Source organism: Acinetobacter cumulans (assembly GCF_003024525.3).
Taxonomy (GTDB): Bacteria; Pseudomonadota; Gammaproteobacteria; order Pseudomonadales; family Moraxellaceae; genus Acinetobacter; species Acinetobacter cumulans.
Genome location: NZ_CP035934.2, coordinates 2,900,498 through 2,923,496, shown reverse-complemented (window position 1 = coordinate 2,923,496; position 22,999 = coordinate 2,900,498). Strand labels below are relative to the sequence as shown.

18 protein-coding genes and 1 pseudogene are annotated in these 22,999 nt (G+C 39.5%); 11 read left to right on the top strand and 8 right to left on the bottom strand.

Annotation, left to right across the window (positions count from 1 at the left end; genetic code table 11):
* The first annotated feature begins 11 nt into the window (after window positions 1-11).
* The 4 genes from C9E88_RS13750 to C9E88_RS13735 all read left to right on the top strand — a co-directional run bounded on the left by C9E88_RS13750 (window position 12) and on the right by C9E88_RS13735 (window position 3,672).
* Window positions 12-848: a hypothetical protein gene (locus C9E88_RS13750; RefSeq protein ID WP_106985169.1), complete on the top strand. Its 837-nt coding sequence runs from the start codon at window positions 12-14 to the stop codon at window positions 846-848.
* A 133-nt stretch (window positions 849-981) separates the two neighbouring features.
* Window positions 982-1,935 carry an RsiV family protein gene (locus C9E88_RS13745; protein WP_106985170.1) on the top strand — a complete coding sequence of 318 codons (954 nt, stop codon included), beginning with the start codon at window positions 982-984 and terminating at the stop codon, window positions 1,933-1,935.
* Between the two features lie 3 nt (window positions 1,936-1,938).
* Window positions 1,939-2,751, top strand: coding sequence for a TatD family hydrolase (locus tag C9E88_RS13740; RefSeq protein WP_106985171.1), 813 nt, complete (start codon window positions 1,939-1,941; stop codon window positions 2,749-2,751).
* 114 nt (window positions 2,752-2,865) lie between these two features.
* Complete coding sequence (locus C9E88_RS13735) at window positions 2,866-3,672, top strand: enoyl-ACP reductase FabI (protein ID WP_106985172.1); 807 nt, start codon at window positions 2,866-2,868, stop codon at window positions 3,670-3,672.
* A gap of 151 nt (window positions 3,673-3,823) precedes the next feature.
* Here the strand turns inward: C9E88_RS13735 and secB are convergent, their stop codons facing one another.
* From secB to rsgA, 4 genes are all read right to left on the bottom strand, one after another.
* Entirely contained in the window at window positions 3,824-4,279 is a 456-nt protein-coding gene (secB, locus tag C9E88_RS13730) for a protein-export chaperone SecB (protein WP_106985173.1), read from the bottom strand.
* 40 nt (window positions 4,280-4,319) lie between these two features.
* Window positions 4,320-4,574, bottom strand: coding sequence for a glutaredoxin 3 (gene grxC / locus C9E88_RS13725; RefSeq protein WP_106985174.1), 255 nt, complete (start codon window positions 4,572-4,574; stop codon window positions 4,320-4,322).
* 18 nt (window positions 4,575-4,592) lie between these two features.
* The gene (locus C9E88_RS13720) at window positions 4,593-5,000 is read right to left on the bottom strand and encodes a rhodanese-like domain-containing protein (RefSeq protein WP_106985175.1); all 408 of its coding nucleotides are present in this window, start codon (window positions 4,998-5,000) and stop codon (window positions 4,593-4,595) included.
* Window positions 5,001-5,094: 94 nt separating this feature from the next.
* The gene (gene rsgA, locus C9E88_RS13715; RefSeq protein ID WP_106985176.1) at window positions 5,095-6,153 is read right to left on the bottom strand and encodes a small ribosomal subunit biogenesis GTPase RsgA; all 1,059 of its coding nucleotides are present in this window, start codon (window positions 6,151-6,153) and stop codon (window positions 5,095-5,097) included.
* 122 nt (window positions 6,154-6,275) lie between these two features.
* Here rsgA and orn point away from each other — a divergent pair, with 122 nt between their 5' ends.
* A complete protein-coding gene (orn, locus tag C9E88_RS13710; RefSeq protein WP_106985177.1) occupies window positions 6,276-6,833 on the top strand; it encodes an oligoribonuclease in 558 nt (185 codons plus the stop codon).
* 62 nt (window positions 6,834-6,895) lie between these two features.
* On the opposite strand, the gene C9E88_RS13705 is transcribed toward orn, so the two are convergent.
* Window positions 6,896-7,147, bottom strand: a complete 252-nt coding sequence (locus C9E88_RS13705; RefSeq protein ID WP_106985178.1) for a hypothetical protein — start codon at window positions 7,145-7,147, stop codon at window positions 6,896-6,898.
* 178 nt (window positions 7,148-7,325) lie between these two features.
* Here C9E88_RS13705 and C9E88_RS13700 point away from each other — a divergent pair, with 178 nt between their 5' ends.
* Window positions 7,326-8,105 (top strand): tRNA threonylcarbamoyladenosine dehydratase, encoded by a 780-nt coding sequence (locus C9E88_RS13700; protein WP_106985179.1) that lies wholly within the window; start codon window positions 7,326-7,328, stop codon window positions 8,103-8,105.
* A 219-nt stretch (window positions 8,106-8,324) separates the two neighbouring features.
* Window positions 8,325-11,120 carry a type VI secretion system Vgr family protein gene (locus C9E88_RS13695; protein ID WP_167514214.1) on the top strand — a complete coding sequence of 932 codons (2,796 nt, stop codon included), beginning with the start codon at window positions 8,325-8,327 and terminating at the stop codon, window positions 11,118-11,120.
* A gap of 174 nt (window positions 11,121-11,294) precedes the next feature.
* Here C9E88_RS13695 and C9E88_RS13690 read toward each other — a convergent pair.
* Window positions 11,295-12,427, bottom strand: a protein-coding gene (locus tag C9E88_RS13690; RefSeq protein ID WP_223155595.1) for an IS3-like element ISAba14 family transposase whose coding sequence is annotated in 2 segments (ribosomal slippage) — window positions 11,295-12,175 and window positions 12,175-12,427 — 1,134 coding nt in all. Because the reading frame shifts where the segments join, the coding sequence is not laid out codon by codon here.
* A gap of 223 nt (window positions 12,428-12,650) precedes the next feature.
* Between C9E88_RS13690 and C9E88_RS13685 the strand changes: the two genes are divergently transcribed.
* The 4 genes and pseudogenes from C9E88_RS13685 to C9E88_RS13670 all read left to right on the top strand — a co-directional run bounded on the left by C9E88_RS13685 (window position 12,651) and on the right by C9E88_RS13670 (window position 19,183).
* On the top strand, window positions 12,651-14,291 hold the full coding sequence (locus C9E88_RS13685; RefSeq protein ID WP_137287912.1) for a hypothetical protein: 1,641 nt from the start codon (window positions 12,651-12,653) through the stop codon (window positions 14,289-14,291).
* A gap of 8 nt (window positions 14,292-14,299) precedes the next feature.
* Window positions 14,300-14,977 carry a hypothetical protein gene (locus C9E88_RS13680; protein WP_106986073.1) on the top strand — a complete coding sequence of 226 codons (678 nt, stop codon included), beginning with the start codon at window positions 14,300-14,302 and terminating at the stop codon, window positions 14,975-14,977.
* 25 nt (window positions 14,978-15,002) lie between these two features.
* Window positions 15,003-17,885: pseudogene (locus C9E88_RS13675) on the top strand (RHS repeat-associated core domain-containing protein); the annotation flags it as partial.
* A 551-nt stretch (window positions 17,886-18,436) separates the two neighbouring features.
* Complete coding sequence (locus C9E88_RS13670; protein ID WP_106986074.1) at window positions 18,437-19,183, top strand: tetratricopeptide repeat protein; 747 nt, start codon at window positions 18,437-18,439, stop codon at window positions 19,181-19,183.
* A 408-nt stretch (window positions 19,184-19,591) separates the two neighbouring features.
* Here the strand turns inward: C9E88_RS13670 and C9E88_RS13665 are convergent, their stop codons facing one another.
* Together C9E88_RS13665 and C9E88_RS13660 are read right to left on the bottom strand one after the other, a co-directional pair.
* Entirely contained in the window at window positions 19,592-21,007 is a 1,416-nt protein-coding gene (locus C9E88_RS13665) for an efflux transporter outer membrane subunit (protein WP_106986075.1), read from the bottom strand.
* Window positions 21,008-21,017: 10 nt separating this feature from the next.
* Window positions 21,018-22,997 (bottom strand): MacB family efflux pump subunit, encoded by a 1,980-nt coding sequence (locus C9E88_RS13660; RefSeq protein WP_106986076.1) that lies wholly within the window; start codon window positions 22,995-22,997, stop codon window positions 21,018-21,020.
* Window positions 22,998-22,999 lie beyond the last annotated feature (2 nt).

The following is a 22,999-nucleotide window of genomic DNA, read 5'->3' as shown; positions in this document are numbered from 1 at the left end:
ATTTGCTTGTTATGAAGCTACTTCAGCACACCGCCTTTTTGTCATTCATCGCACTCAGTATTGGATTGAGTGGCTGTGATGATCGCGCAAAACAGCCAGCATCCGATGCTAAGGTTGCTTCAGAACCAGTACAGGCTACACCCAAAAAAGAATTAGCAGAAGTATTGCCGTACCTAAATATTCAAGAACAAACAGCACAAATCGCTTTGCCTTTTTGTGAAACTAAAAATTGTATTGAGTTAGAAATTCAAACCTTAAAAAACAAAGATAGCTGGTTAAATACGTGGATTGAACAAAAGCAGGCGCAAGTGATTCAAGACCAAATTGGCTTAAAGCAACAAATGAGTTTGCAACAAGCTGTAAATGCTTATGTTAAAAAATCGGATGCATGGCAAGCTGAATTTAAGGCCAATCATGCTTATGAGTTGGCGGTATATACGCGAATTCCGTATCAGCGGAATCAATTTGTGTTGATGCAAGTGGGGGTCGATAGTGCCCAAGAAAATATTAAAGTAAAAGAGCGGTATTACTTTTTTGTCGCGGACCGCCGTACGCAAAAAAATTTAACCGCGCTTGATATTATAGAGCCAAAACAACAGGCTAAAATGGACGCTTTTGTACAAAAAGCCTATGCCCAATGGCTCAAAGAACAAAATACATTGGTGCGTAAGGATGCACCTAAAAAATTATATTGGGGACAGGCAGACTGGTTCTTTGACCAAGAAGGTATTGGTCTGCATTATCGTTCTAACGAAATTGTCAAAGACGGGCAACAGTTGGATATTTATTTAACCAAAGAACAAACTCAACAAGTATTAAAAGCGGATATTTACCCTTCCATGTTTTAAATAAAATGCTGAAATCTGATATAAATACGTATTGGTTTAGTGATGGAAATAGGTGCATTTTGTGTATAGAAAATGACAAAGCATGCAATCACTGACATGATGTAAGCGCACCTTTAGGCTATAGGTTAATAAAATGTTAAAACATAAAAATATAGGATTATTCAGCATTTTAGTGTTGTCCATGGGCTTAGTTGCATGTCAACCACAGCAAGCTGAGCCTAAGGCAGAGCCTGAAAAAGCGACCAAGCCTGCGCCAGACCTCAGTGCCAAATTAATTGGTGATTCAGAAAAATTAAAAATTCAATTGCCTGAGTGTGATGGCAAAAGTTGCCCTGAAATTTCGTTGGATCGCTTAAACAGTAATCAAAGCTTTATTGATGAATTTATTGATCAGCAAATTTTACAGCAATTGGGAGCAATGCTTTCAGTAGAGCCTGAACAGAAAAAGGCAAACCTAGCAGCCAGTGAAGCTCAGGTAGCATCCGAGGTAAAATCACTGGCCGATGTACAAACACCACAAGTGAAACTGCAGCAGCAACTTGCACCCTATCTACAGGCTTTTGTGGCGTTGGATAAAGAGCTGAAAAATTTAAGCTCAGCCCAAAAAATCAGTCTGATGATTAAGCCTAAAATCTTAAATTCAGGTGAGCCGATTGCGACTGTTGTTTTGAATAGCAGTAGCTATTTGGGTGGAGCGCATGGCGCGTCGGCACAGCAGTATTATAACTTTGATCTCAAAAGCAAAAAATTAGTAACTTTAGATGCACTACTTTTAGCAAAGCAAAAGCCGCGTTTAGAACAATTAGCACATGAGGCATTTAAAACATGGGTCATCGATGCCAAGTTGGCAGACAATGTGCAAGATTATGAGCAGGCGTGGAAATTTAAGCTGAGCGATAATTATTATTTGTCTAAAGAGGGGCTAATTTTACAATACGGTGAATATGACATTGGACCTTACGTCGTGGGGCTACCTCGTTTAACGATTCCATACGCTCAGTTGGAAACAGTGCTTAAAGCACAATATTTACCAGCTAAAGTAGAAACCGTTGCATCTGAAGCACAACCAAAACCTGCATCGAAATAATTCATGTATTTATTTGATACGCACACGCATTTTGATGTGCCTGATTTTGATATTGATCGGGCTGAACTCGCACAGGCTGCAAAGACGGTAGGCGTAGAGGCTTTGGTGCATATTGGTTTTTTACAATCACGCTTTGCAGAATTAATTCAGAGTCATCATTTTGTACAACAGCTGCCAAATGCACCACGTAGCTATTTAGCGCCAGGCCTGCATCCATTTTATATTGAACAGCACCGTGAACAGCATTTGTTTGATCTAGAGCAGATTTTACAAACAGAAACGTGTGTGGCCATTGGTGAAATTGGTTTAGATACTTTTATGCCACAGCATAAACAGCCTAATATTTTTGCACAGCAACAGTATTTTTTTGCCAGTCAAATCACGCTGGCACAACATTATCAAAAGCCAATTTTATTGCATATTCGTAAGTCTCATGCTGAAGTCTTAAAAATGCTGAAAAGCCAAAATTTTCGGCATGGTGGCATTGCACATGCTTTTAGTGGTGGGGTGGAAGAAGCCAAAGCTTTTGTTCATTTAGGCTTTAAAATTGGCGTGACAGGGCAAATTACGAACCCAAATGCCAAGAAACTACATAAGGTCGTGCAGGCTTTAGGGCCTGAACATTTGGTATTAGAAACAGATTGCCCAGACATGACACCGCTGTGTTGTCAGTTGGGTGATGGTAGCCGAACGCGAAATACGCCTGTCAATTTGCCCTATGTTTTACAGGCTTTGGCACAAAGTCTTGGGCAAGATGAACAGAAACTTGCAGACCAGTTATGGCGCAATAGTTTGGAAGCTTTAGCATTGTCTTAAATGTTGCTTTAGGTTGAGCTGAAGCGATAAAGTTTAAAAAAAGGTGCATTATGCAATGTCTAAAATGCTTTAGACTTGGCATTATGCTTTAAAATTTTTTCGAGTGAGATTCACATGGCACAAGGACTATTGGCAGGTAAGCGCTTTTTAATCGCAGGGATTGCCAGCAAATTATCAATCGCATTTGGTATTGCACAAGCATTACATCGTGAAGGTGCTGAACTTGCTTTTACTTACCCAAATGAAAAATTAAAAAAACGTGTTGATGATTTTGCAGAACAATTTGGTTCAACTTTAGTGTTCCCATGTGATGTTGCTGTAGATGCAGAAATTGATACAGCTTTTGCAGAACTTGCAAAACATTGGGACGGTTTGGATGGCGTTGTGCATTCAATTGGTTTTGCACCTGCGCATACGCTAGATGGCGACTTTACTGAAATTACGGACCGCGATGGCTTTAAAATTGCGCATGACATCAGTGCCTATAGCTTTGTAGCAATGGCGCGTGCAGCGAAGCCTTTATTGCAAGTGCGTCAAGGTTGTTTATTAACACTGACTTACCAAGGTTCTGAGCGTGTGATGCCAAACTACAATGTCATGGGCATGGCAAAAGCATCTTTAGAAGCTGGTGTACGTTACTTAGCATCAAGTTTGGGTGCAGAAGGTATTCGTGTGAATGCAATCTCTGCAGGTCCAATTCGTACCTTAGCCGCTTCGGGGATTAAATCATTCCGTAAAATGCTCGACTTGAATGAAAAAGTTGCACCATTACGCCGTAATGTAACCATTGAAGATGTGGGTAATGCAGCATTATTCCTATGTTCACCTTGGGCAAATGGTATTACAGGCGAAATTTTATATGTAGACGCAGGCTTCAATACTGTCGGTATGAGCGCTGAGTTAATGCTGGATGCTGAATAATTCGCTTTCAGTTCCTTCTCCTTTTGGAAGAGGGCTAGGGAGAGGGTTATTTCACCCTCATCCCAACCTTATCCCAAAGGGAGAAGGAGCCCTTAAAAAGGCAATAAAAAAGACCGCAAATGCGGTCTTTTTTATATCTGAGGCTTTACGATTAAGCTTGGCCTTCAGCAGCAGCGGCTTGAGCACGTTGCATATTCGCTTCGAATTCAGCATCGAAGTTGATTGGTGTAAGAAGCAACTGAGGGAAGCTGCCTTTAGTAACCATATCATTTACTGCTTCACGCAAGAATGGGAACAAAATGTTCGGGCAGTATGCACCAAGAATGTACGGAAGACGTTCTTCTTCTACTGCATCAATCAAGAAAATACCTGATTGTGTTACATCAACGATAAATGCTGTATCGCCCGCATTGTTTGCTTGAACAACAACTTTTAAAGAAACTTCAAAATGAGTTGGGTCAACTTTTTCTGCAGAAGAAGAAAGGTTGATGTTTAACTCAGGTTGCCATTCTTTAGTAAAAACTTGTGCCCCAGGTACTTCAAAAGAAATATCTTTAGTGTAAATGCGCTCTAATGCTAATTGTGGAGCTTGTTGTTCTTCACTCATTCTTTAATCCTTAATATGAAGAGATGATGTTTATTGGCGATTAAGCCAATAAATCATCGAGTTTGCCTTCACGCTCTAAAGCATAAAGTTGATCAAAACCGCCAATAAATTGTTCACCAATAAAGATTTGTGGCACAGTGCGGTGGTTAGTGCGTTGCATTAACTCAACACGAACTTCAGGCGCTTCATTGGATAGATTAACTTCTTTATAAGCTACGCCTTTGCGCTCAAGGAGCTGTTTTGCACGAATGCAGTATGGACAAACAGTAGTAGAATAAATCGTTACTTCAGCCATGTTAAATCTCCTCAATCTTTATTTTGCTTTAACCAAAGGTAAGCCTTGAGCTTTCCAGTTGCTGATGCCACCATCTAAGCGATAAGCATCTGCGTGTCCAACTTGTTGTAAAGCTGAACCTGCGACTTGACCCAAATTACAGACGAATACTAATGGACGATCAGAAGTTTTAAGTTCATCAAGATGTTTTGTAATTTGGCTGTATGGAATGTTACGGCTACCGCTGATATGACCTTCACGGAAATCTTTAGCATCACGTAAATCAATCAACATTGCATTTTTAGCTTTAACTAAAATACCCAATGATTGCGGTGAAATTTTACGACCATTACGTTGGCCTTCAAGGATAAAGAACAGCACTACCAATACAGCGAGCGTTCCAAATAAGAAGGGGTGATTCCCCATAAATTCGAACCAACGTTCCACAAGTCACCTAAATTACAATTCAAAAATTGCCAAGAGTATAGCTCATAAATATGGTGATCAAAATCACCGCTTCAAGTGCTGCAACAGAATAAAACTAATTTTTTTGCTGAGCTTCCGTAATTTCATCAATTAAACGTAAGAAGCTGTCTAGGCGACGTTGCAAAATTTGACCTTCTTCGGCAGCAATACGCAACGCACATTTTTTCTCATGTTTATGGGTACAGTTACGGAATTGGCAATGCCCGAGTAAATTATGAATCTCAGGGAAACCATTTTGCACATTTTCTGTATCTAAATGCCAGAGGCCAAATTCACGAATTCCGGGGGAGTCAATTAAGGCAGCATTTTCACCAAAGGAAATTAAGCGTGTCGAGGTCGTGGTATGTTGCCCTAGTGCTGAGTTTTCAGAAATGATGTTGGTCTTTTGCAGCGCATCTGGAACAATGGTATTAATGAGCGAGCTTTTGCCTACGCCAGATTGCCCCACAAATACAACGGTTTCGCCAGCTAAACGACCAGCCAATTCAGATAAATCACCATCAGACTGCGTCAGTAAAACTTCATAACCTAAGTTTTTATACTCTTGCACAATCGTTAGAATAGGGTCGTTTTCTTTGACCAAATCCATTTTATTGAGCACCAATAATGCGGGGATATTGGCATCTTCACAGGCCACTAAATAGCGATCGATCAAGCTAGGAGCAACCTCTGGAAAGGCCGCAAATACAATCACAATCAGACTGACATTGGCGGCTACAGGCTTCACTTTGTGATAGCGGTCTGGACGTGTAAGCAATGATTGGCGTGGATGAATTGCGGTAATAATCCCGAGGCCCGTATTGGGGTCGGCTTGCCATTTCACGCGGTCACCGGTTACCAATGCTTCTAAATTGGTCCGAGTATGGCAGCGCCAGATACTGCCCAATTCAATCGCTTTCCAAAATGGCTCAGGTTCACCGGCAGCAACAGTTGGCTTTTCGGCATGAACAGCAGGTTCAGTGAGCGCTTGAACTTCAAGTTGCCGCCCATAATGTTGTACCACCAGTCCCTCAAGATCATTCGATGTATCGATGTCTTCTTGACGAGATTTATGCTGTTTTTGAATGCGGCGCTGCTGTTGTTCGGTCAGGCGGCGCTTGCGAATTAAGGCCATTCGTGTCCTAAAAAACCATGGAAACTAGACCGCAAAAATAGCATGAAGCGGGGGCTAATTACAGCGCAGGCCCAATAAATTTGCTACTATAGATTTTTTATGCCTAATAAGATTGCACATTTATGAGCAGCACACCGGATACTCGCCTCATTTGGATTGACCTAGAAATGACAGGTCTCGATACAGATAACGATCAAATTATTGAAATTGCAACGATTGTGACGGATGATAATTTGAATATTCTGGCAGAGGGGCCTGTGCTTGCGGTACATCAATCAAATATCATTTTAAATGCGATGGATGAGTGGAATACACGTCAGCATGGTCAATCAGGTCTGATTGAACGTGTACGCCGTAGTAAATTGTCTGCGCAAGATGTAGAACAGCAGACTTTAGAATTTTTGAAAAAGTGGGTGAACCCAAAAACTTCACCAATGTGCGGTAACTCAATTTGCCAAGACCGTCGCTTCATGCACCGTTTAATGCCTGAACTTGAGCAGTTCTTTCATTACCGTAACCTAGATGTTTCAAGTGTTAAAGAGCTTGCAAAACGCTGGCGCCCAGAAATTATGGGTGGCTTGAAAAAGAATGCCTCACATTTGGCAATGGATGACATCCGCGATTCGATTGCAGAACTCAAATACTACCGTGAATATTTCTTTATTATGAATAAAGACTAAGTTGTGGTGGAGCAAAAAGGGGCGCAAGCCTCTTTTTTTATGGTGCCGACTTGTGCAAGACCTTATTTACCAGATTGGGCATGATGAATTTTTTTTAAATAAAAGGCTTCAAAGATGACCCATAAACACAGCATCACAATAAATTGCTGCTCACTTTCATAGTGCGCAAATACGACCAAGCTAAATAGAGTTAAAAACAACACTCGAATAATGATACTTAAATTTAGATTTTTCTTTTGATACATCAAAATGAGTGTCGCATAAGCCAAAATAAGCAAAGCATTGAGACACAATAAAAAAGTAAAAAACGTCATCAGCTTGCACCGTTGAATTTCACATTGTTTAAATTATTTTAGTTTAAATTTTAATCAAAATAATTGTGCGGAATTTATCAAACAAGCGCAAGCGAGCTGTGCTGTGAAAATATTAGCGCAGTCAACACAGACTAAATTTGTTAGACTAGCGCTCTTGTTTTTGCTGTTTTGAACCTTTATGACCGACTTACCTCAAGATGATGAATATGACCGCCGTTTTGCTGGCGTCGCTAAAATTTATGGCGAAGAAAACTTTAATCATTATGAAAAAAGCCATGTGATGGTCATTGGTATTGGTGGTGTAGGTTCATGGGCAGTTGAGGCACTGGCACGTACAGGTATTGGCGAATTAACGCTGGTTGATATGGATGTAGTGGCTGCATCCAATATTAACCGTCAGTTGCCTGCTATGAGCACGACTTTAGGTCATGAAAAAATTGAAGTGATGGCTGAGCGCTGTCGTGCAATCAACCCTCGAATTAAAATTAATTTAATCGATGACTATTTAACGCCAGAAAATGTCACAGAGCTTTTGGCGGGCAATCCAGATCTGATATTAGATTGTATTGATGATGTGAAAGCCAAATTTGCCCTGATGTTGCACTGTCGTTTTAACAAAGTACCTCTGATTGTTTCGGGTGGAGCAGGGGGTAAACTCGATCCGCTTAAAATTCGTGTGGCAGATTTATCCAAGACAGAACAAGACCCTATGTTGGCAAAACTACGTACACAACTGCGGAGTAAAGGCATTTGTAAAAAGCCTAAAGATAAGTTTGGAATTACCTGTGTGTATTCAATAGATAACCCATTTTCAAGTGCAGATGTCTGCCCAAGTGCAGGCTTACGCTGTGGTGGTTATGGTTCTGCTGTGGTGGTTACCTCAAGCTTTGCCATGGTGGCTGTGGCTGAAGTGCTAAAAAAATTAGATCACCTTGCAAGCAAAGCTAAGTCAGCCTAAATCAGGTATTGAGTTATGAGAGCCATGTCAACGTGTATCTTGGAAACGACTTAAATCAAGATCAGACATGGCCAAAAAAATTACAAATAATAATCAAATAAACTCATCAATTTACGAAGTATTGATAAAAAGAAATAATTAAGGGCTTGGAAAAAAGCTTAAAATTTGCTTAAAATACGCTCGAATTAAAAAATCAAATTTTTATAATAGATAATAATTATGCAAAGTCATATCTTTGCTGCATTAGAAAAATTAGGCTTAAGCCCACAAAAGCGTGCTATTCATGTTCAGTTTTCTAATCCAGCCTTAAACACACAAGTTTTCCTACAGCGCATTGATGGCGAACATTTAATGAATCAAGGTTTGAGTGCAGAACTCATTTGCCTTTCGACAGATGCACTCATCCCTTTAAAAAACTTTTTGGGTGCTCAAGTCGCAGTCGATCAAGTCTCTGATCGCGGACAATTGATCCGTACAACGGGCATTATTACGGAAGCAGTCCAAGGGCAAAGTGACGGCTCATTAACGCTGTATAAACTCCGCGTGCAAGATGCAACATCTTTATGGCATAAGCGTCGTAATAGTCGTGTGTTTATGAATAAATCTGTACCTGATGTGGTACAGCTTCTCTTTAAAGAATGGCAACAAAAAAGCCCACTGTTTGCCACCGCTTTAAGTTTAGATACTTCAGGCTTACAACGCGAATATGATGTTCGTCCATTTATGATGCAGTCGAATGAGACGGATTATGACTTCTTAACGCGTTTACTGCGCAGTGAAGGTATCAATTGGCTGATTGATGAAACGCAAAATAGGGTGATGCATGCTTCAGAGAGCATTCAGCCACAAAAGTTACGTTTAATTGATGATAATAGCCAATACAGCGCACTTGCGCGTCGTTCTATACGCTTTCATCGCAGTAGTGCTACAGAGCAACAAGACAGTATTACGAGCTTTATTGCACAGCGTAGCTTGCAACCTACCGCAGTACATGTACAACGCTGGCAAGCAGATAGCCTGAGTCAAGAAGAAGGCGCAGGTTCTGTACAAAGTAGCCACCAACATAGCGATAATCAAGACAATGCCAGCTTGGGTTTAGAACAGGCATGGCATGCCAGCCCAGCGTGGATGCAAGACCTGAACGGTGAAGATGGGGCGACGGCTTCGGGCGGTTCGCAAATTGAGCGTCTCAATCAACAATTGAACCAATATCATGCGCTTCAAGCAAAACAATTTAGTGCACAGAGTACGGTGCGTGATACCCATGTCGGTTATTGGTTTGAGCTACAAGAACATCCAGAAATAGACCAACACAGCGGTGCAGATGCAGAGTTTTTGATTGTCGGAAAATCTTTTTATAATCAAAACAACTTACCGAAAGATTTGAATACACAAGTCAATCAGCTGATTCAAGAGAGTCAATGGTCAATTAAAAATTTGGCAGATGAAGATGAACGACAAGCCAATACGCTGAGTTTACAACGACGTAATATTGCATTTGTCCCTGAGTATCACATCGAACAGCATCGCCCAAATGCTTATGCACAGCGTGCAAAAGTGGTTGGGCCAGCAGGTGAGGAAATTCATGTCGATGAGTGGGGGCGGATTAAAGTTCGCTTCCTTTTCACTCGTAGCGATGACCACAGCCATGATGGTGGCGCAGGTAGTAATGATACCGATACGGACTCTGCTTGGGTGGATGTTTTAACCCCATGGGCGGGTGAAGGTTATGGCGCACGGTTCTTACCACGCATAGATGAAATTGTGGTGATCGATTTCTTTGACGGCAATATTGACCGGCCTTTTGTGGTGGGACGTATTCATGAAGGAGCACGTAACCCAACCAAATTTGATAATAAAGGACAATTGCCAGACACCAAAAAAATTGCAGGTATCCGTTCCAAAGAGGTCGCAGGGCAAGGTTTTGGACAGCTTCGTTTTGATGACACTACAGGTCAAATATCAACACAACTGCAAAGCAGTCATGGCGCAGCGCAGCTGAATTTAGGTAAGCTCAGTCATCCGAAAGATAAAGAAAGCAGTGCAGACCGTGGCGAGGGCTTTGAACTGCGGACTGATCAGTGGGGCGCAGTTCGGGCAGGGCAAGGTTTATTACTCAGTACACATTCACAAGGGCAAGCATCAGGCATGCACTTGGATGCCCAAGAAGCAAAACAGCAATTGGAAGGGAGTTTAAACAGTAGTAAAGCGCTCAGTGAGGTGGCTAAGAATCAGCAAACTGATCCATTAGAAGTATTGGATAATATTAAGGGTTTTATTGATAGCTTAAGTAAAACCGATCCGAAACAGGCTGATGCCTTTAAAACAGCTGTAATGGTCTTGGCTTCACCCAATTCTATCGCTTTGAGTACAAATGAAGATATTCATATTTCTGCAGATGGGCAGATCAGCCAAAGTGCGAGTGACAGCATTAACTTAAGTACTCAAAAGAGTTTAATTGCACATGCAAGTAAGAAGATTAGCTTATTTGCAGCGCAAGAAGGCCTACGTGCTTTTGCTGGTAAAGGAAAGGTTGAGATTCAGGCTCAGGGCGATGGTGCAGATTTGATTGCACGTAAAGGCATTCAAATTATTTCAACCGAAGATACGATTTATATTACCAGCCCGAAAGAGATTAATTTAACTGCAGGCGGTTCACAGATCAAAATTAATGGATCTGGTGTTTTTTCGACTACTGGTGGGAAATTTGAAGCAAAGGCAGGGCAGCATCAGTTTGTAACAGGATCTAAAAAAGATTATAAAATTCCTTTTTTACCTCAAATATCTCAAGGCAAAGCATATTCTAAAAAGTTTATTATTAAAGATTCAGATAATAATTTAAGAAAGAATATTAATTATTTTATTTTCTATGAAAATGGAGATGTGGAAAGTGGTAAAACAAATTCCAATGGTGAAACACATTTAATTGAAACTGATCAAAGCCAGAAATTTTATATTCATTTTGATGGAAAATTTGAAAATGATTTATCATTTCAAGAAGAAATAGGTAAATAAAAATGACTAAGCCTTATAAAGCTAAATTTAGAGTAGTACTTAAAGATAGATACGCGCAATCAGTTGGTTTTTGGGGGGCAAAATATAGAATTGTTTATTCGGAAGGTGGAGATAGAGGTGGTCCCACTTGTTTGAACAACTAAAAGCGTATTTATAAGTGATATTCCGCTCTAGTTAAGCCACCTTGTTTTGTTGGGGTAGCTGATCATAGTAAAACTCATTTGGTGTCATTTTGTCTAGACTCGAATGAGGTCGTTTCAAATTATAAAACTCAAAATATGCACTTAATTGCTTTTTCGCATCTGTGACACTGCTATAAGCTTTGAGATACACCTCTTCATATTTAACGCTCCGCCATAATCGTTCAACCATCACATTATCTACCCATCGACCTTTACCATCCATACTGATTTGAATGCCATTTGATTTCAATACATCAATAAATGCATCACTGGTAAACTGGCTGCCTTGGTCTGTATTAAATATTTCAGGTCGACCATATTTTTCAATCGCTTCATTTAAAGCCGAAATACAAAAATCCACCTCCATACTAATCGATACTCTATGCGCAAGTACCTTGCGGCTATGCCAATCAATCACAGCACATAAATAAACAAAGCCTTTTGCCATAGGGATATACGTTATATCCGTAGACCACACTTGATTACTGCGCTGAATAGCCAATCCTTTGAGCAGATATGGATATTTACGGTGAGCTTGATTAGCCTGGCTTAAATTTGGTTTGCAATATAACGCCTGAATACCCATTTTCTTCATTAAAGTACGTGTATGACGTCGTCCTATATGATGTCCTTGACGATTCAACAAATCACGCATCATACGACTGCCTGCAAAAGGATATTGCATATGTAATTCATCAATACATCGCATCAGCTTCAGATCTGATGCACTCACAGGTTTTGGGCGATAGTAATAACAACCACGGGAGACTTTCAGCAGCTTAGCTTGCTTAGATACTGAAATCTGAAGTGAGTCGTCGATTAACTTTTGTGGTTGAAGCGGCCCAGTTTCTTCAACACACCTTCTAAAAAATCAATTTCTAATGCCTGCTCACCGATTTTTGCATGTAGTTTTTTTAGATCGATGGGTGGTTCTGTTGGAGCTTTTGATTGATCGAAAGCTTGCGAGGAAGCTGAGATCAATTGATTTTTCCAGTCAATAATTTGGTTTTGATGAACATCAAACTCAGCACTCAATTCAGCAAGTGTTTTTTCTGCTTTAATCGCAGCAAGTGCTACCTTAGCTTTAAAATCATTTGAATGATTTCTTCTTGGTCTACGTGCCATAAAATACTCCATATATTGATGTTTATAACATCATTTGAGGAGCAGAATATCACTTATAGGAGTTGTTCAAATTTACGGATCCATCTCTGATAAACCAATTGTAGAAAATATTTTTGCATCAAAAGATGGTTATACGGTTTTAATATCCTCAAAAACGCCTGTAAAAATTAGAATAGAGTTATTTAATCCAAGTAAAGGATATTATGAGATTCCAACGTATGAAGTGAGTTTATCAGAAGTTGAAACCTCTTTAAAAGAAAACGTGAAAACAGTTCAGATTGAAAAGGGGTATTTTAAACTTAAAATTTTTGATCCATTTGGGAAGTTGTTAGATAAAAATCATTTTGAATACAAGATTTTAGCAAAAGAAAATGATAAGAATGGTAAATCTTTGATTATAAAAGATTGGTCGAGTTTCAATACAAATGGATTTACGGATCTTATATCTACTGATAAGGGATTAATTTCATTAGGGTCTTCAGTTGATAATTTTCGGAGTAGATTTTATACTCGGCCATACTTGGATATTTATCTGAGACATAAAAAAACTAAATTAGAAATTATCAGAGAGGAACGTGCAATAGCAGTTGGTTCTGATAAATTGTATCGAGAATGGAAAATAGATAGAAATGCTTTACAAACTTTCACTAAGCCTAGGGAAAATCAGAGTACAGCATTAATTAATGAGTTGAAATTTTCTAGAGATATTAAAGTATTATTATCATTATCTAAAGGTAAAACTTATATTGCTAAAAGGGATGATGGTGGTGTGTTATTTAATAATGCATTAAAGCAAAATAGTTTTATAAATTGGCAAGATGGGCAGGAAGTAATTTTTAAAGTGCCTGCGAGATTTAAAGGGGGGATAATTATAAGTGATAAAAATGGAAAAGAAATTGAAATGATAAATATTGGGGCATTAGATGGAAAGATTTATAAGTCTAATGAAAAGCCAAAGACAATTTCGATTTTAAAACAACCATTGGTTGATGGAAGAAAATCTAATAAGCAAGATTATAATGGTAACGAATATGCTCAATATTGTATTGATATAAATTATAATGGGCCAGATAAGAAGTTTTCATTAGAGGATATGAAAGATCCTAGAAAATGTAATGATAAAGAGTTTAAGAGTATTTGGAAAAGCATAAAAGAAACATTTTCATTTGATAATAGTGCTACTTGGTGGAATGTAAGCGTAGGTGTCGCTACAGCTTCACTAGATGTGGCAAAACGAGTAAGTATTATTGATAAATTTTTTAAACCTTTCTTTAATGTTATGGGAGTTGCTGCTTCACAAGCTGTATTTATTATAAAAAATTTGGGTAATCATAATGGTCTATTCTTTATTGGTTTAATCAGAGGGCGTGCATATTTTCATTATGCAAAGTTTGCAGCAAACTCCAAAGATGTGCTAACTCAAGTATTGCCAAGAGAGGTTGCTTTTGATTTTAGCCCGAAGGGAACGGTCAAAGGATCGCTAGCAGGTTTGATTGTAGGTGGAGCTATTGAAATTCAAAAATGGGCAAAATTACCTACTAGCCAAAAAGATATTACAGATCTTTTAGCAAATCTTACGGGAATGGCTGTAAAAACAATAGTTGGAACTTGGTTAGGCGTTCTAATTGTAAGTCTTGTAGTTGGTGGAGGTCCAATTGGTGTCGTTATTGGTGTCGGAGTATTAGTTGGTATTGCAATCGGATGGGCCCTCGACTACTTTGATGAAAAATTTGGTTTTACTGAGGGATTAAGGGATTTTTACAATCATTTACAGACTTGTACTCAAAACACGATGGTGGAAATAACTGAAAAGGGAAATAAGTTATTAGGGCTTAATTATACATTGCCATCCTGGTTATTTTGAGAATTATTATGTCTATAAAATTAACAAAGTTTGATTCTGATTTCTTTATAAAAAATCAATTTATTTTAAATGTTGCTATAGGTGTTTTTGGTTTTTTATTTGCCTTAACAATTAATGGTGGATTTGAGAAGGATTTATTAAAATTTATTTATTTATTTTACTTTATTTTGGTTTTATTTTTTTATTTCAAACTTAAGCGTGGAAAAAACTATATATCATATTCTAGGCATAGGATATTAGGGCATATTTTTGTATCTTTTGTGTTTTTTATTATTGGTTTTACATTGTTAATTGAGGTGAATCCGATTTTTTTATATTTTGGAATTTTATTTTATTTTATTTTATCTGTTTTTTTATTTTCTAAAAATTTAAAAAACAATGAAAATTATGATAAATTTCTTTTAGATAAAATAAATAATCCTGAAGAAATGACTTTGCATGAGTTTTATGAGTATTTTGATGGTCTAGTTAATAAAAAAAATAAATTTGCACCAATAATGGTATTTTTAGGTATGCAAGTGGGGTTGATTATTTTTCTGAATGGTTTTTTAAAAAATGATGAGTATTTTGGCCCTATTTTTATTGTTGCTGTTTTTTTGTTGATAGCTTTTTATATTTTAAATAAAACATTCTTTTATTTGATGATACCTTATAATTTTTTACTTAAGATAGACAAAGAAGTTTAGTTTTTTAATGCGGTATTTGGCGGGCTTTAATTTTTTTCAGCAATTTAATGAAGAAACAGATGAAAAAGTTGCCTTAAGTTATCTGTTGTTTGAACAGCAAGCTTATCTTCAAGGCATTGATTTTCAATTGAAGCGTGGCAAGCACTAGCTCAAGTTTGCCTTTAATGATCAAGTAAAACTCATTGCTGCTTTTGTGGATGGACAGGTAGAGCCAGTGTCACGTTATGAATATGATGCGCAAGGCAATTTAATAAAGGCCGTAGATCAAAATGGTCACGTGCGCAGCTATGAATATAATGATGCGCATCAGCTGACCCGTTATACCGACCGTACAGGGCGCGGGCATAATATTCGATATGAATCAAAAGAAGCAAATGCCAAAGCCATAGCGGAATGGGCTGATGATGGCAGCTTTAAGACCCGTTTGGAGTGGCATCCGCGATTGCGCCAAGTCGCGGTCTTTGATGCTGATGATGTGCCGACCTATTACTATTTTGACTTAGATGGTTTTACCTATCGCACACGCTTAGCCGATGGCCGTGAAAAATGGCTATCGCGTGACAGCCAAAAACGCATTACCCGCCAAATTGATTTTGCAGGCCTAGAAACCGAACAAGTTTATAATGAGCAAGATCAGCTAATTAAACTTGTACAGCCGAATGGAGGCATCATCCGTTTTGCCTATGATGAAGCAGGGAATTTGACGGAAACTAAAGATCCTGAAGGTCATATTTGGAAAAAAGAATACGATGCAGACGGTAATGTAACGAAGGAAATTAATCCTTTAGGTCATAGCACGCAATATAAATACAACAACGATAATCAAATTGTCGAAATTATTGATGCCAAAGGCGGCGCTAAAAAAATTCAATACAATGATTTGGGGCAAATGACCGCATATAGCGATTGTTCAGGTAAAGAAAGCGCATGGGAATACGATGAAGAAGGCGCACTGACTGCCCAGCAGTCTGCTGATGCGCAGCAAGTCAAATATATCTACAGCTCAGATGGCAAAGACAAAGGCCAGCTTAAAGCAATTGTCTACCCTGATGGTTTAAAAGAACAATTTGAGCATGATGAAGAAGGGCGCTTGCTCAAGCATACGGATACCAAAGGTTTAAGCACGCAGTACCGTTATAATGCTGTGGGTTTGCTCGAACAGCGTATAGATGCGAACCGTCATCAAATTGGCTACCAATGGGATCAGCAAGGTCGTATTCAAAAGCTGATCAATCAAAACTATGCAGAATATTTATTTGAATATAACCGTTATGGTCAATTGGCGCGTGAACAGGCTTTCGATGGCGAAGAAAAATATTATAGCTACAATGAAAACGGTCAGCTGTTCCAAATCCGTCAGCCGAATGTTTTTACTCAATTTGCATATTTTGCTGATGGCGCAATCGCTTCAAAAACTTATACCCATGTACAAACTCGTGTAAGTCAAATAGAAGAATTTGAATACAACATGAATCATCAATTGAGTAAGGCGACGAATAAAGACAGTCAAATCGATTTTTATCGCAACGCGCTTGGCCAATTGGTCCGTGAGCATCAGCATTATAAAGTGCCGCATTTCACTCCGCTGACGGCTGTGCTGCGTTATGAATATGATGTGCTGGGAAATTTAGCTCAAACGATTCGCCCTGACGGACAGGTTCAAAGCAATTTGAGTTATGGTTCAGGGCATATTTATGGCATTGCGTTAAATAAAAAAGACATGGTGGCATTTCAGCGCGATGACTTGCACCGTGAAACAGCGCGGATGCTCGCCAATGGATTGGTTCAAAGCAAAAATTATAATGATGTAGGTTTACTCAGTTCGCAGCTGATTCAGCCAGAGCAAGAGACTCTAGGGCGAGTACAGCATCAGGCGGAACGGCAGTATCATTATGATCAAAATTATCTACTCACGCAGGTGGACGACAGCCGTTTAGGCAATCTGAATTATCAATATGATGCGGTTGGCCGTTTGATACAGAGTCAAAGTGTGCATAAAACGGAAAGCTTTGCTTTTGACCCTGCGGGGAATTTAATTGACCCGATTGCCACGCAGGCGTCTCAAGTGAAAAGTAATTTGATCGCTCAATATAAGGGTAAAAACTATAAATACGATGCACAAGGTAATGTGATTGAAAGCAGCCATGCAGGCAAAACATTAAAACTGACGTGGGATAACCTGAACCGTTTGATCCAAAGTGACCATACTGGTCAGGTGACTGAATATGGTTATGATGTATTTGGACGGCGTTTATATAAGAAAAATCAAAATGCGCAAACCCTGACCTTATTCGGCTGGGACGGTGACCTGATGATTTGGGAGTCACAACAATCTAAAGACTTTGAAGAAAACTACACCAAGCATTATATCTATGAACCACAGAGCTTTGTACCGCTGCTACAAACGGGGTATACAGGTTTTATCAAGCTTTTAGAAACTCCAGATTATGCTCAATTTCAGCATGAAGAATATTCAGTTTATAAAGATCCGATATGGAAAACTGAAACACGAAAAAATAAAGCTGAATTGGAGCGGGTGCTTTTTTATCACTGTGACCAAGTCGGAACACCACAAACATTAACTAATGAATTAGGTGAGTGTGTTTGGGAAATTAAGCAAGATACATGGGGCACAGCTTTAGAGATTAAGACTAGTGACAATTTATTAGAGCAAACAAGTATTCGTTTTCAAGGGCAATATTACGATAATGAAACTGGATTACATTATAACCGTTACCGTTATTATGAGTCGCATAGTGCAAGGTATGTGAGTAAGGATCCGATTGGACTATTTGGTGGATTAAATAGTTCAGCTTATGTAAAAGACCCGAATCAATGGGTGGATCCGTTGGGTTTACAAGGTGAAAAATTTAGTGTGGATGGTAGAACTGTGACTGGGACAAAATATTATAGGCGTAATTCTGGTATGAGACCGTTGAACGCTGAAGCTATCTTATTTGTTCAAAAGGATAGAGAGCTAATGGTTAAACAAAAATATGAAAAATTCTGGAAGGGTGTAGAAGAACGAGCTAATAGAGAATGTGTAAAAGCTGATGAATCCGTTTCTACACATATCCCTTATACGACTATGACAAATATAAATTTAGGAGCAGCCGCTTTATTTGGAGGTTCTGGAGGATTTGGAGTGGGTCATACTAAGGATGAACGTGGGGAAAAATCATATTGTATAGCTAGCACTGTGTGTGGTACAGGCGGGGCAGAAGCTAGTGCATATGGTAGTATTGGCCAAAGTTATACAAATACGGGAACTTCAAAAGGGTTTTCTACAGGGGGTGCAGTATGTGGTAGTGCAAAAGGTGCTGCTATTATTGGTGCTTCAGTTCAAGGCTGCCAAAATACAGATGGTTCGCAAACAGGCTCTACGAATTTGGTTATTGGTGGGGCTGCTGGAGGCTCAGCAGGTGTTTGTTATACTGCTAACTATTGTAGGTAGATAATATGAAATTTATTATAATTTTATTAGTGACAGTGTCATTATTTGCGTGTGCTAATTTCAAAAAACAAGATAATAGTTTATCTATTATAGAAAATGAGTGCAATGAAGAAAAAATTCTAAGTAAGAAATGTGAAATTTTAAATTTAAAAGATTTATCAATTGATGAAAAAGAAAACCTTATTGGATGGTTGTATTTGAATGGTGGGGATGGTGTTAAACAGGATTATAATAAAGCATACTTTTGGTTTGAAAAATCAGCATTATCACAAAATGATGAAGCTTTAAATTCACTAGGCAATATTTATTATTTAGGTTTAGGGAGGGGGAAAAATTATATTAAGGCAGAGGAGTATTATAGTCAAGCGTATGCGTTAGGAAATAAAGATGCTATATTTAATTTGGCTGAATTATATAGAAATAATGGGTTTGGTAAGCTACCTGATTATAATAAAGCCGAGGAGATATATAGATCAAAAATAATAGATAATCCCTATAAGTCTTATGAAGGATTGTCGAAAATATATATAGAAAAAGGGGCTTTTAAAGAGGCATTTATATATTCAAAAAAAGCAGCTGATCTAAATAATCCTGAGGCAGAATATAATTTAGGGGTTTTTTATGAAAAAGGGATTTATGTTGAAAAAGATATAGAAAAAGCATTGTATTGGTATGAAAGAGCAGCTAAAAAAGGTCATTTAGATGCAAAAAATAATTTAGAGGTAATTGAATTTACAAAATCAAAGGAATAGAATCAATGAGTACGATAAAATAAAAAAAATAATTCTGATTCTAAATATCAATATGTGGTTGATAAAGTTGGAAGTTTAAAAAGGAATAAAATTATTGACTATGCCCGATCTTTTTTTCTCTTTTATTATATTATTTCATTGTTAGGTAACTTATTTATTCATTTATTTAATAGAAATTATTTTTTTAAATTAGATGATCGTAGTGCTCATAAGGTTGAAGGTGTCAGTTTGAATTCAAATAAATTTGGATTCACTCACTATTTAATTTGTATTTTATGTGCCTATATAGGGTTGTTGTGCTTTACTTCTTTTATTGAGTTTATCGCGCAAACGCGAGGTCACGGGTTTGATAATTACTTGAAGTTTTGGAATTTCTTTTAAAAAAAAGCCCTTTCGGGCTTTTTAAAATCATGGCAATTGCCTAATCGGACTGCCACCCAACGCCTGCATCAAAGTCACATAAGCATTGTATTGACTCTGCTTGGTTTGCACCAAAGACAAACGTGCATCACGAGCCGTCTTCTGCGCATCAATCAAGTTTTTCAGAGCAATGGCGCCATTACGGTAACGTACTTCAGTCAAACGCTCAGTCTTTTCTGCAAGCTGCACATTACGCTCTTGAAGCTGTACCTGTTTGTCCAGTTCATTGCGCGCCGACAGCGCATTTTCTACATCTGCAAAGGCTGCATATAAAGTCTGACGGTACTGAATAATCGACTTTTCATATTCCAGTTCATTGACTTTTAAATCACGTTTCATGTCATTCCATTGTAAAAATGGCAAAGACAAACCTGCACCTAAAATGGCTGCAGGATTGGATAAAACCTCAGTCAATGATGTACTGCTGCCGCCAGTTGTTAAACTGCCAGTTAAGCTGATTGAAGGGTAATAACTGGCTTTATTCGCATCCTTCGTTGCCAAAGCCTTACGTAAACGTAATTCTGACGCTTTTAGATCTGGACGGCGCGACAGCAGATCCGCAGGCAGGCCCGCTGCAATATTTGGTAGGGCTGTACGCGGTAAACGTGCAGGTTCTGCAATATTTAACTGCTGTACAGGACGCTGCAGTAAAACGGCCAATGCAGTACGCGTCTCGACCTTCTGCTGCTCAATTTGACTTAAGGTTGCTTTTTGGCTTTGTACGGCCTGTTCGGCAGATGTTAAGTCCAAACCTGATACAGCGCCTGCTTTGTATTGAACTTTAACCAAATCATAAGTCTTTTGCGTGCTGGCTAAATTTTGCTGCGCAACGGCAAAGCGTTCATTTAAATAGCCTAGTTGCCAATATAGATTGGCTGTCGTGGCAATTAAACTTTGTGCAGTTGCTTGTAAGTCTTGTTCAGAGGCTAAAGCTTCCCAGCGCGAAGCTTCAGTTTGGTTTGCCAACTTGCCGAACAAATCCAGCTCATAACTGAGCCCAGGGTAGTTCAATGAAATACCATTTGAAGAGTCACCATCGCCATCTAAGCTAAAACGGTGTCCAACGGAAGCTCCAGCGGTGCCAATGCGGATGCCTTGCTGGCTTTGGTTTTGTTTCGCCTGAATGCGCGCTTGGTGCAGGTTAATGCCTGCAACTGCCAAATCGGTATTGGCATTTAAGACTTGATCCACCAGCTGATTCAGCTGGGCATCATTAAATAATGTCCACCACTGATCTGCAGAAGCATCTGCATGTATTTGCTGACTCATGGCTTTGCTATTTTGAAAGCTGGCAGGCATATTTACCGCGGGCTGTTCGTATGGCGATTTCACCATCGCTGCGCAACCTGTGAGGCTCCCACCAAGAATCAGGGCGCCTGCAAGTTTGGTTAAATTCATTTGCATTATGTTTTCCTTATTCTCTAGACAGAGCATCTACGGGGTTGAGTCGGGCTGCATTACGTGCAGGAATGAAACCAAAGACAATCCCGATCATGCTAGAGCAGACAAATGCTGCGATGATAGATGTCGTTGAATACGCCATTTGGAAGGTGCCACCAGCAAAATGGCTGATCAGTTGCCCAATACCCAAGGAGAGCAGTACACCTAAAATGCCACCTAAAATACAGACTAAAACTGCTTCAATCAGGAACTGTTGCAATATATCGCTTTGACGCGCGCCAACCGCCATGCGCACACCAATTTCTTGGGTACGCTCAGTCACAGACACCAGCATAATGTTCATTACGCCAATCCCGCCAACCACAAGGGAAATGACCGCAATAGCAGAAACCAAAAGGGTCATGGTTTGTGTGGTTTGCTGAATGGTTTCACGAATACTGTCTGAGTTTTGGGTAAACACATCTTGCGCGCCATGACGTTGCACCAGCAGATTCAAAATCGCATTTTCCGCGGCAGCGCTTGGATATTCGTCTTTCACCCGAACAATAATGCTACGCACATTGGACTGGCCTAGCATACGGCTCATCACTGTCGAATAGGGCAAATACACATTTAAACTGTCGTTGCCACCCATCATGCCTGTTTGCGCTTCAACTACACCAATAATTCGGCTGGGTACACTGCCCAGTAAAATGACTTGGCCAACGGGATTGCTACCATCACTGAAAAAAGTCTTTTTGGTATTGTCATCAATGACCACGTCCTGAGTTTGTTCAGTCACGCTTTCTTTATCAAATGGCTGCCCAGAGGCGAACTCCATACCTTTAACATAGAAGTAGTCTTCACTTACCCCATTGACGGTAGCAGAAGCCTCCGTGTCTTTAAAACGCGCTGTAACACTGCTGCTGACTGTCGGACTGACGCCTTCAACATAAGGCTGTTCAGACAACGCCGTAGCATCTGCTGGAATCAAGGTTTTAACTTGTGAGGAGCGGGAGTTATCACCAAAACCACGACCTTGATACACCGTAATTGTGTTGGTGCCCAAACTGCTGATATTTTCCAGAATTTGCTTTTGTGAACCATTACCCAGAGCCACAACTGAAACCACAGAGGCGATACCAATGATAATGCCCAGCATGGTTAAGAAGGTACGCATACGGTGCGCATTCATGGCCAACAACGCCATACGGAAGGCTTCGGCTAAACGATCAATCCCCGAACGCCATGCTGAAGTTCTTTTTTTGATGGCCGGTTGCAATTGTTGTTGCACCAATGTTTCGCCTTCAATTTCAGGCACATTGGGCTGATCGGAAATAATATTACCGTCACTGATTTCAATAATACGAGTGGCATTCTTTGCCACATTATGATCATGGGTCACCAAAATAATTGTGTGGCCCTTGGCATTCAGTTCCCGCAAAATGCGCATGACTTCAATGCCACTGTTTTTGTCCAATGCACCTGTGGGTTCATCGGCCAAAATCACGTCGCCACCGTTCATCAGCGCACGAGCGATGGATACACGTTGTTGCTGACCACCAGACAGTTGGCTTGGACGGTTTTGGGTTTTTTCACCTAGGCCAAGTTCAGTCAGCAAATCCTTTGCACGGGTTTGTCGTTCAGACGAATCTACACCTGCATAAATGGCTGGAACTTCGACGTTGCCTGCAGCGTTTAAATCACCCAATAGATGATAGCGCTGGAAAATAAAACCAAAATATTCACGGCGTAGCTGTGCCAGTTCATCGGCTTCAAGTTCGCGAGTTTCGCGCCCTTTAACTTTATAACTACCCGCTGTAGGCTGATCGAGGCAGCCTAAAATATTCATCAGCGTTGATTTACCAGAGCCGGACTGGCCCACAATCGCCACCAATTCTCCAGGGTAAATCGAAAGATTCACCCCTTTTAAGATCTGAACAGTAGTTTCACCCGCAGGGAACTCACGTGTCAGATCTTTGACCTCTAGTAGAGGCTGTTGATTTTGACTCATGA

Coding starts and splice junctions, on each gene's coding strand:
- C9E88_RS13750 (WP_106985169.1), top strand. CDS start 12: ATGAAGCTACTTCAGCACACCGCCTTTTTGTCATTCATCGCACTCAGT.
- C9E88_RS13745 (WP_106985170.1), top strand. CDS start 982: ATGTTAAAACATAAAAATATAGGATTATTCAGCATTTTAGTGTTGTCC.
- C9E88_RS13740 (WP_106985171.1), top strand. CDS start 1,939: ATGTATTTATTTGATACGCACACGCATTTTGATGTGCCTGATTTTGAT.
- C9E88_RS13735 (WP_106985172.1), top strand. CDS start 2,866: ATGGCACAAGGACTATTGGCAGGTAAGCGCTTTTTAATCGCAGGGATT.
- secB (WP_106985173.1), bottom strand. CDS start 4,279: ATGAGTGAAGAACAACAAGCTCCACAATTAGCATTAGAGCGCATTTAC.
- grxC (WP_106985174.1), bottom strand. CDS start 4,574: ATGGCTGAAGTAACGATTTATTCTACTACTGTTTGTCCATACTGCATT.
- rsgA (WP_106985176.1), bottom strand. CDS start 6,153: ATGGCCTTAATTCGCAAGCGCCGCCTGACCGAACAACAGCAGCGCCGC.
- orn (WP_106985177.1), top strand. CDS start 6,276: ATGAGCAGCACACCGGATACTCGCCTCATTTGGATTGACCTAGAAATG.
- C9E88_RS13705 (WP_106985178.1), bottom strand. CDS start 7,147: ATGACGTTTTTTACTTTTTTATTGTGTCTCAATGCTTTGCTTATTTTG.
- C9E88_RS13700 (WP_106985179.1), top strand. CDS start 7,326: ATGACCGACTTACCTCAAGATGATGAATATGACCGCCGTTTTGCTGGC.
- C9E88_RS13695 (WP_167514214.1), top strand. CDS start 8,325: ATGCAAAGTCATATCTTTGCTGCATTAGAAAAATTAGGCTTAAGCCCA.
- C9E88_RS13680 (WP_106986073.1), top strand. CDS start 14,300: ATGTCTATAAAATTAACAAAGTTTGATTCTGATTTCTTTATAAAAAAT.
- C9E88_RS13670 (WP_106986074.1), top strand. CDS start 18,437: ATGAAATTTATTATAATTTTATTAGTGACAGTGTCATTATTTGCGTGT.
- C9E88_RS13665 (WP_106986075.1), bottom strand. CDS start 21,007: ATGCAAATGAATTTAACCAAACTTGCAGGCGCCCTGATTCTTGGTGGG.
- C9E88_RS13660 (WP_106986076.1), bottom strand. CDS start 22,997: ATGAGTCAAAATCAACAGCCTCTACTAGAGGTCAAAGATCTGACACGT.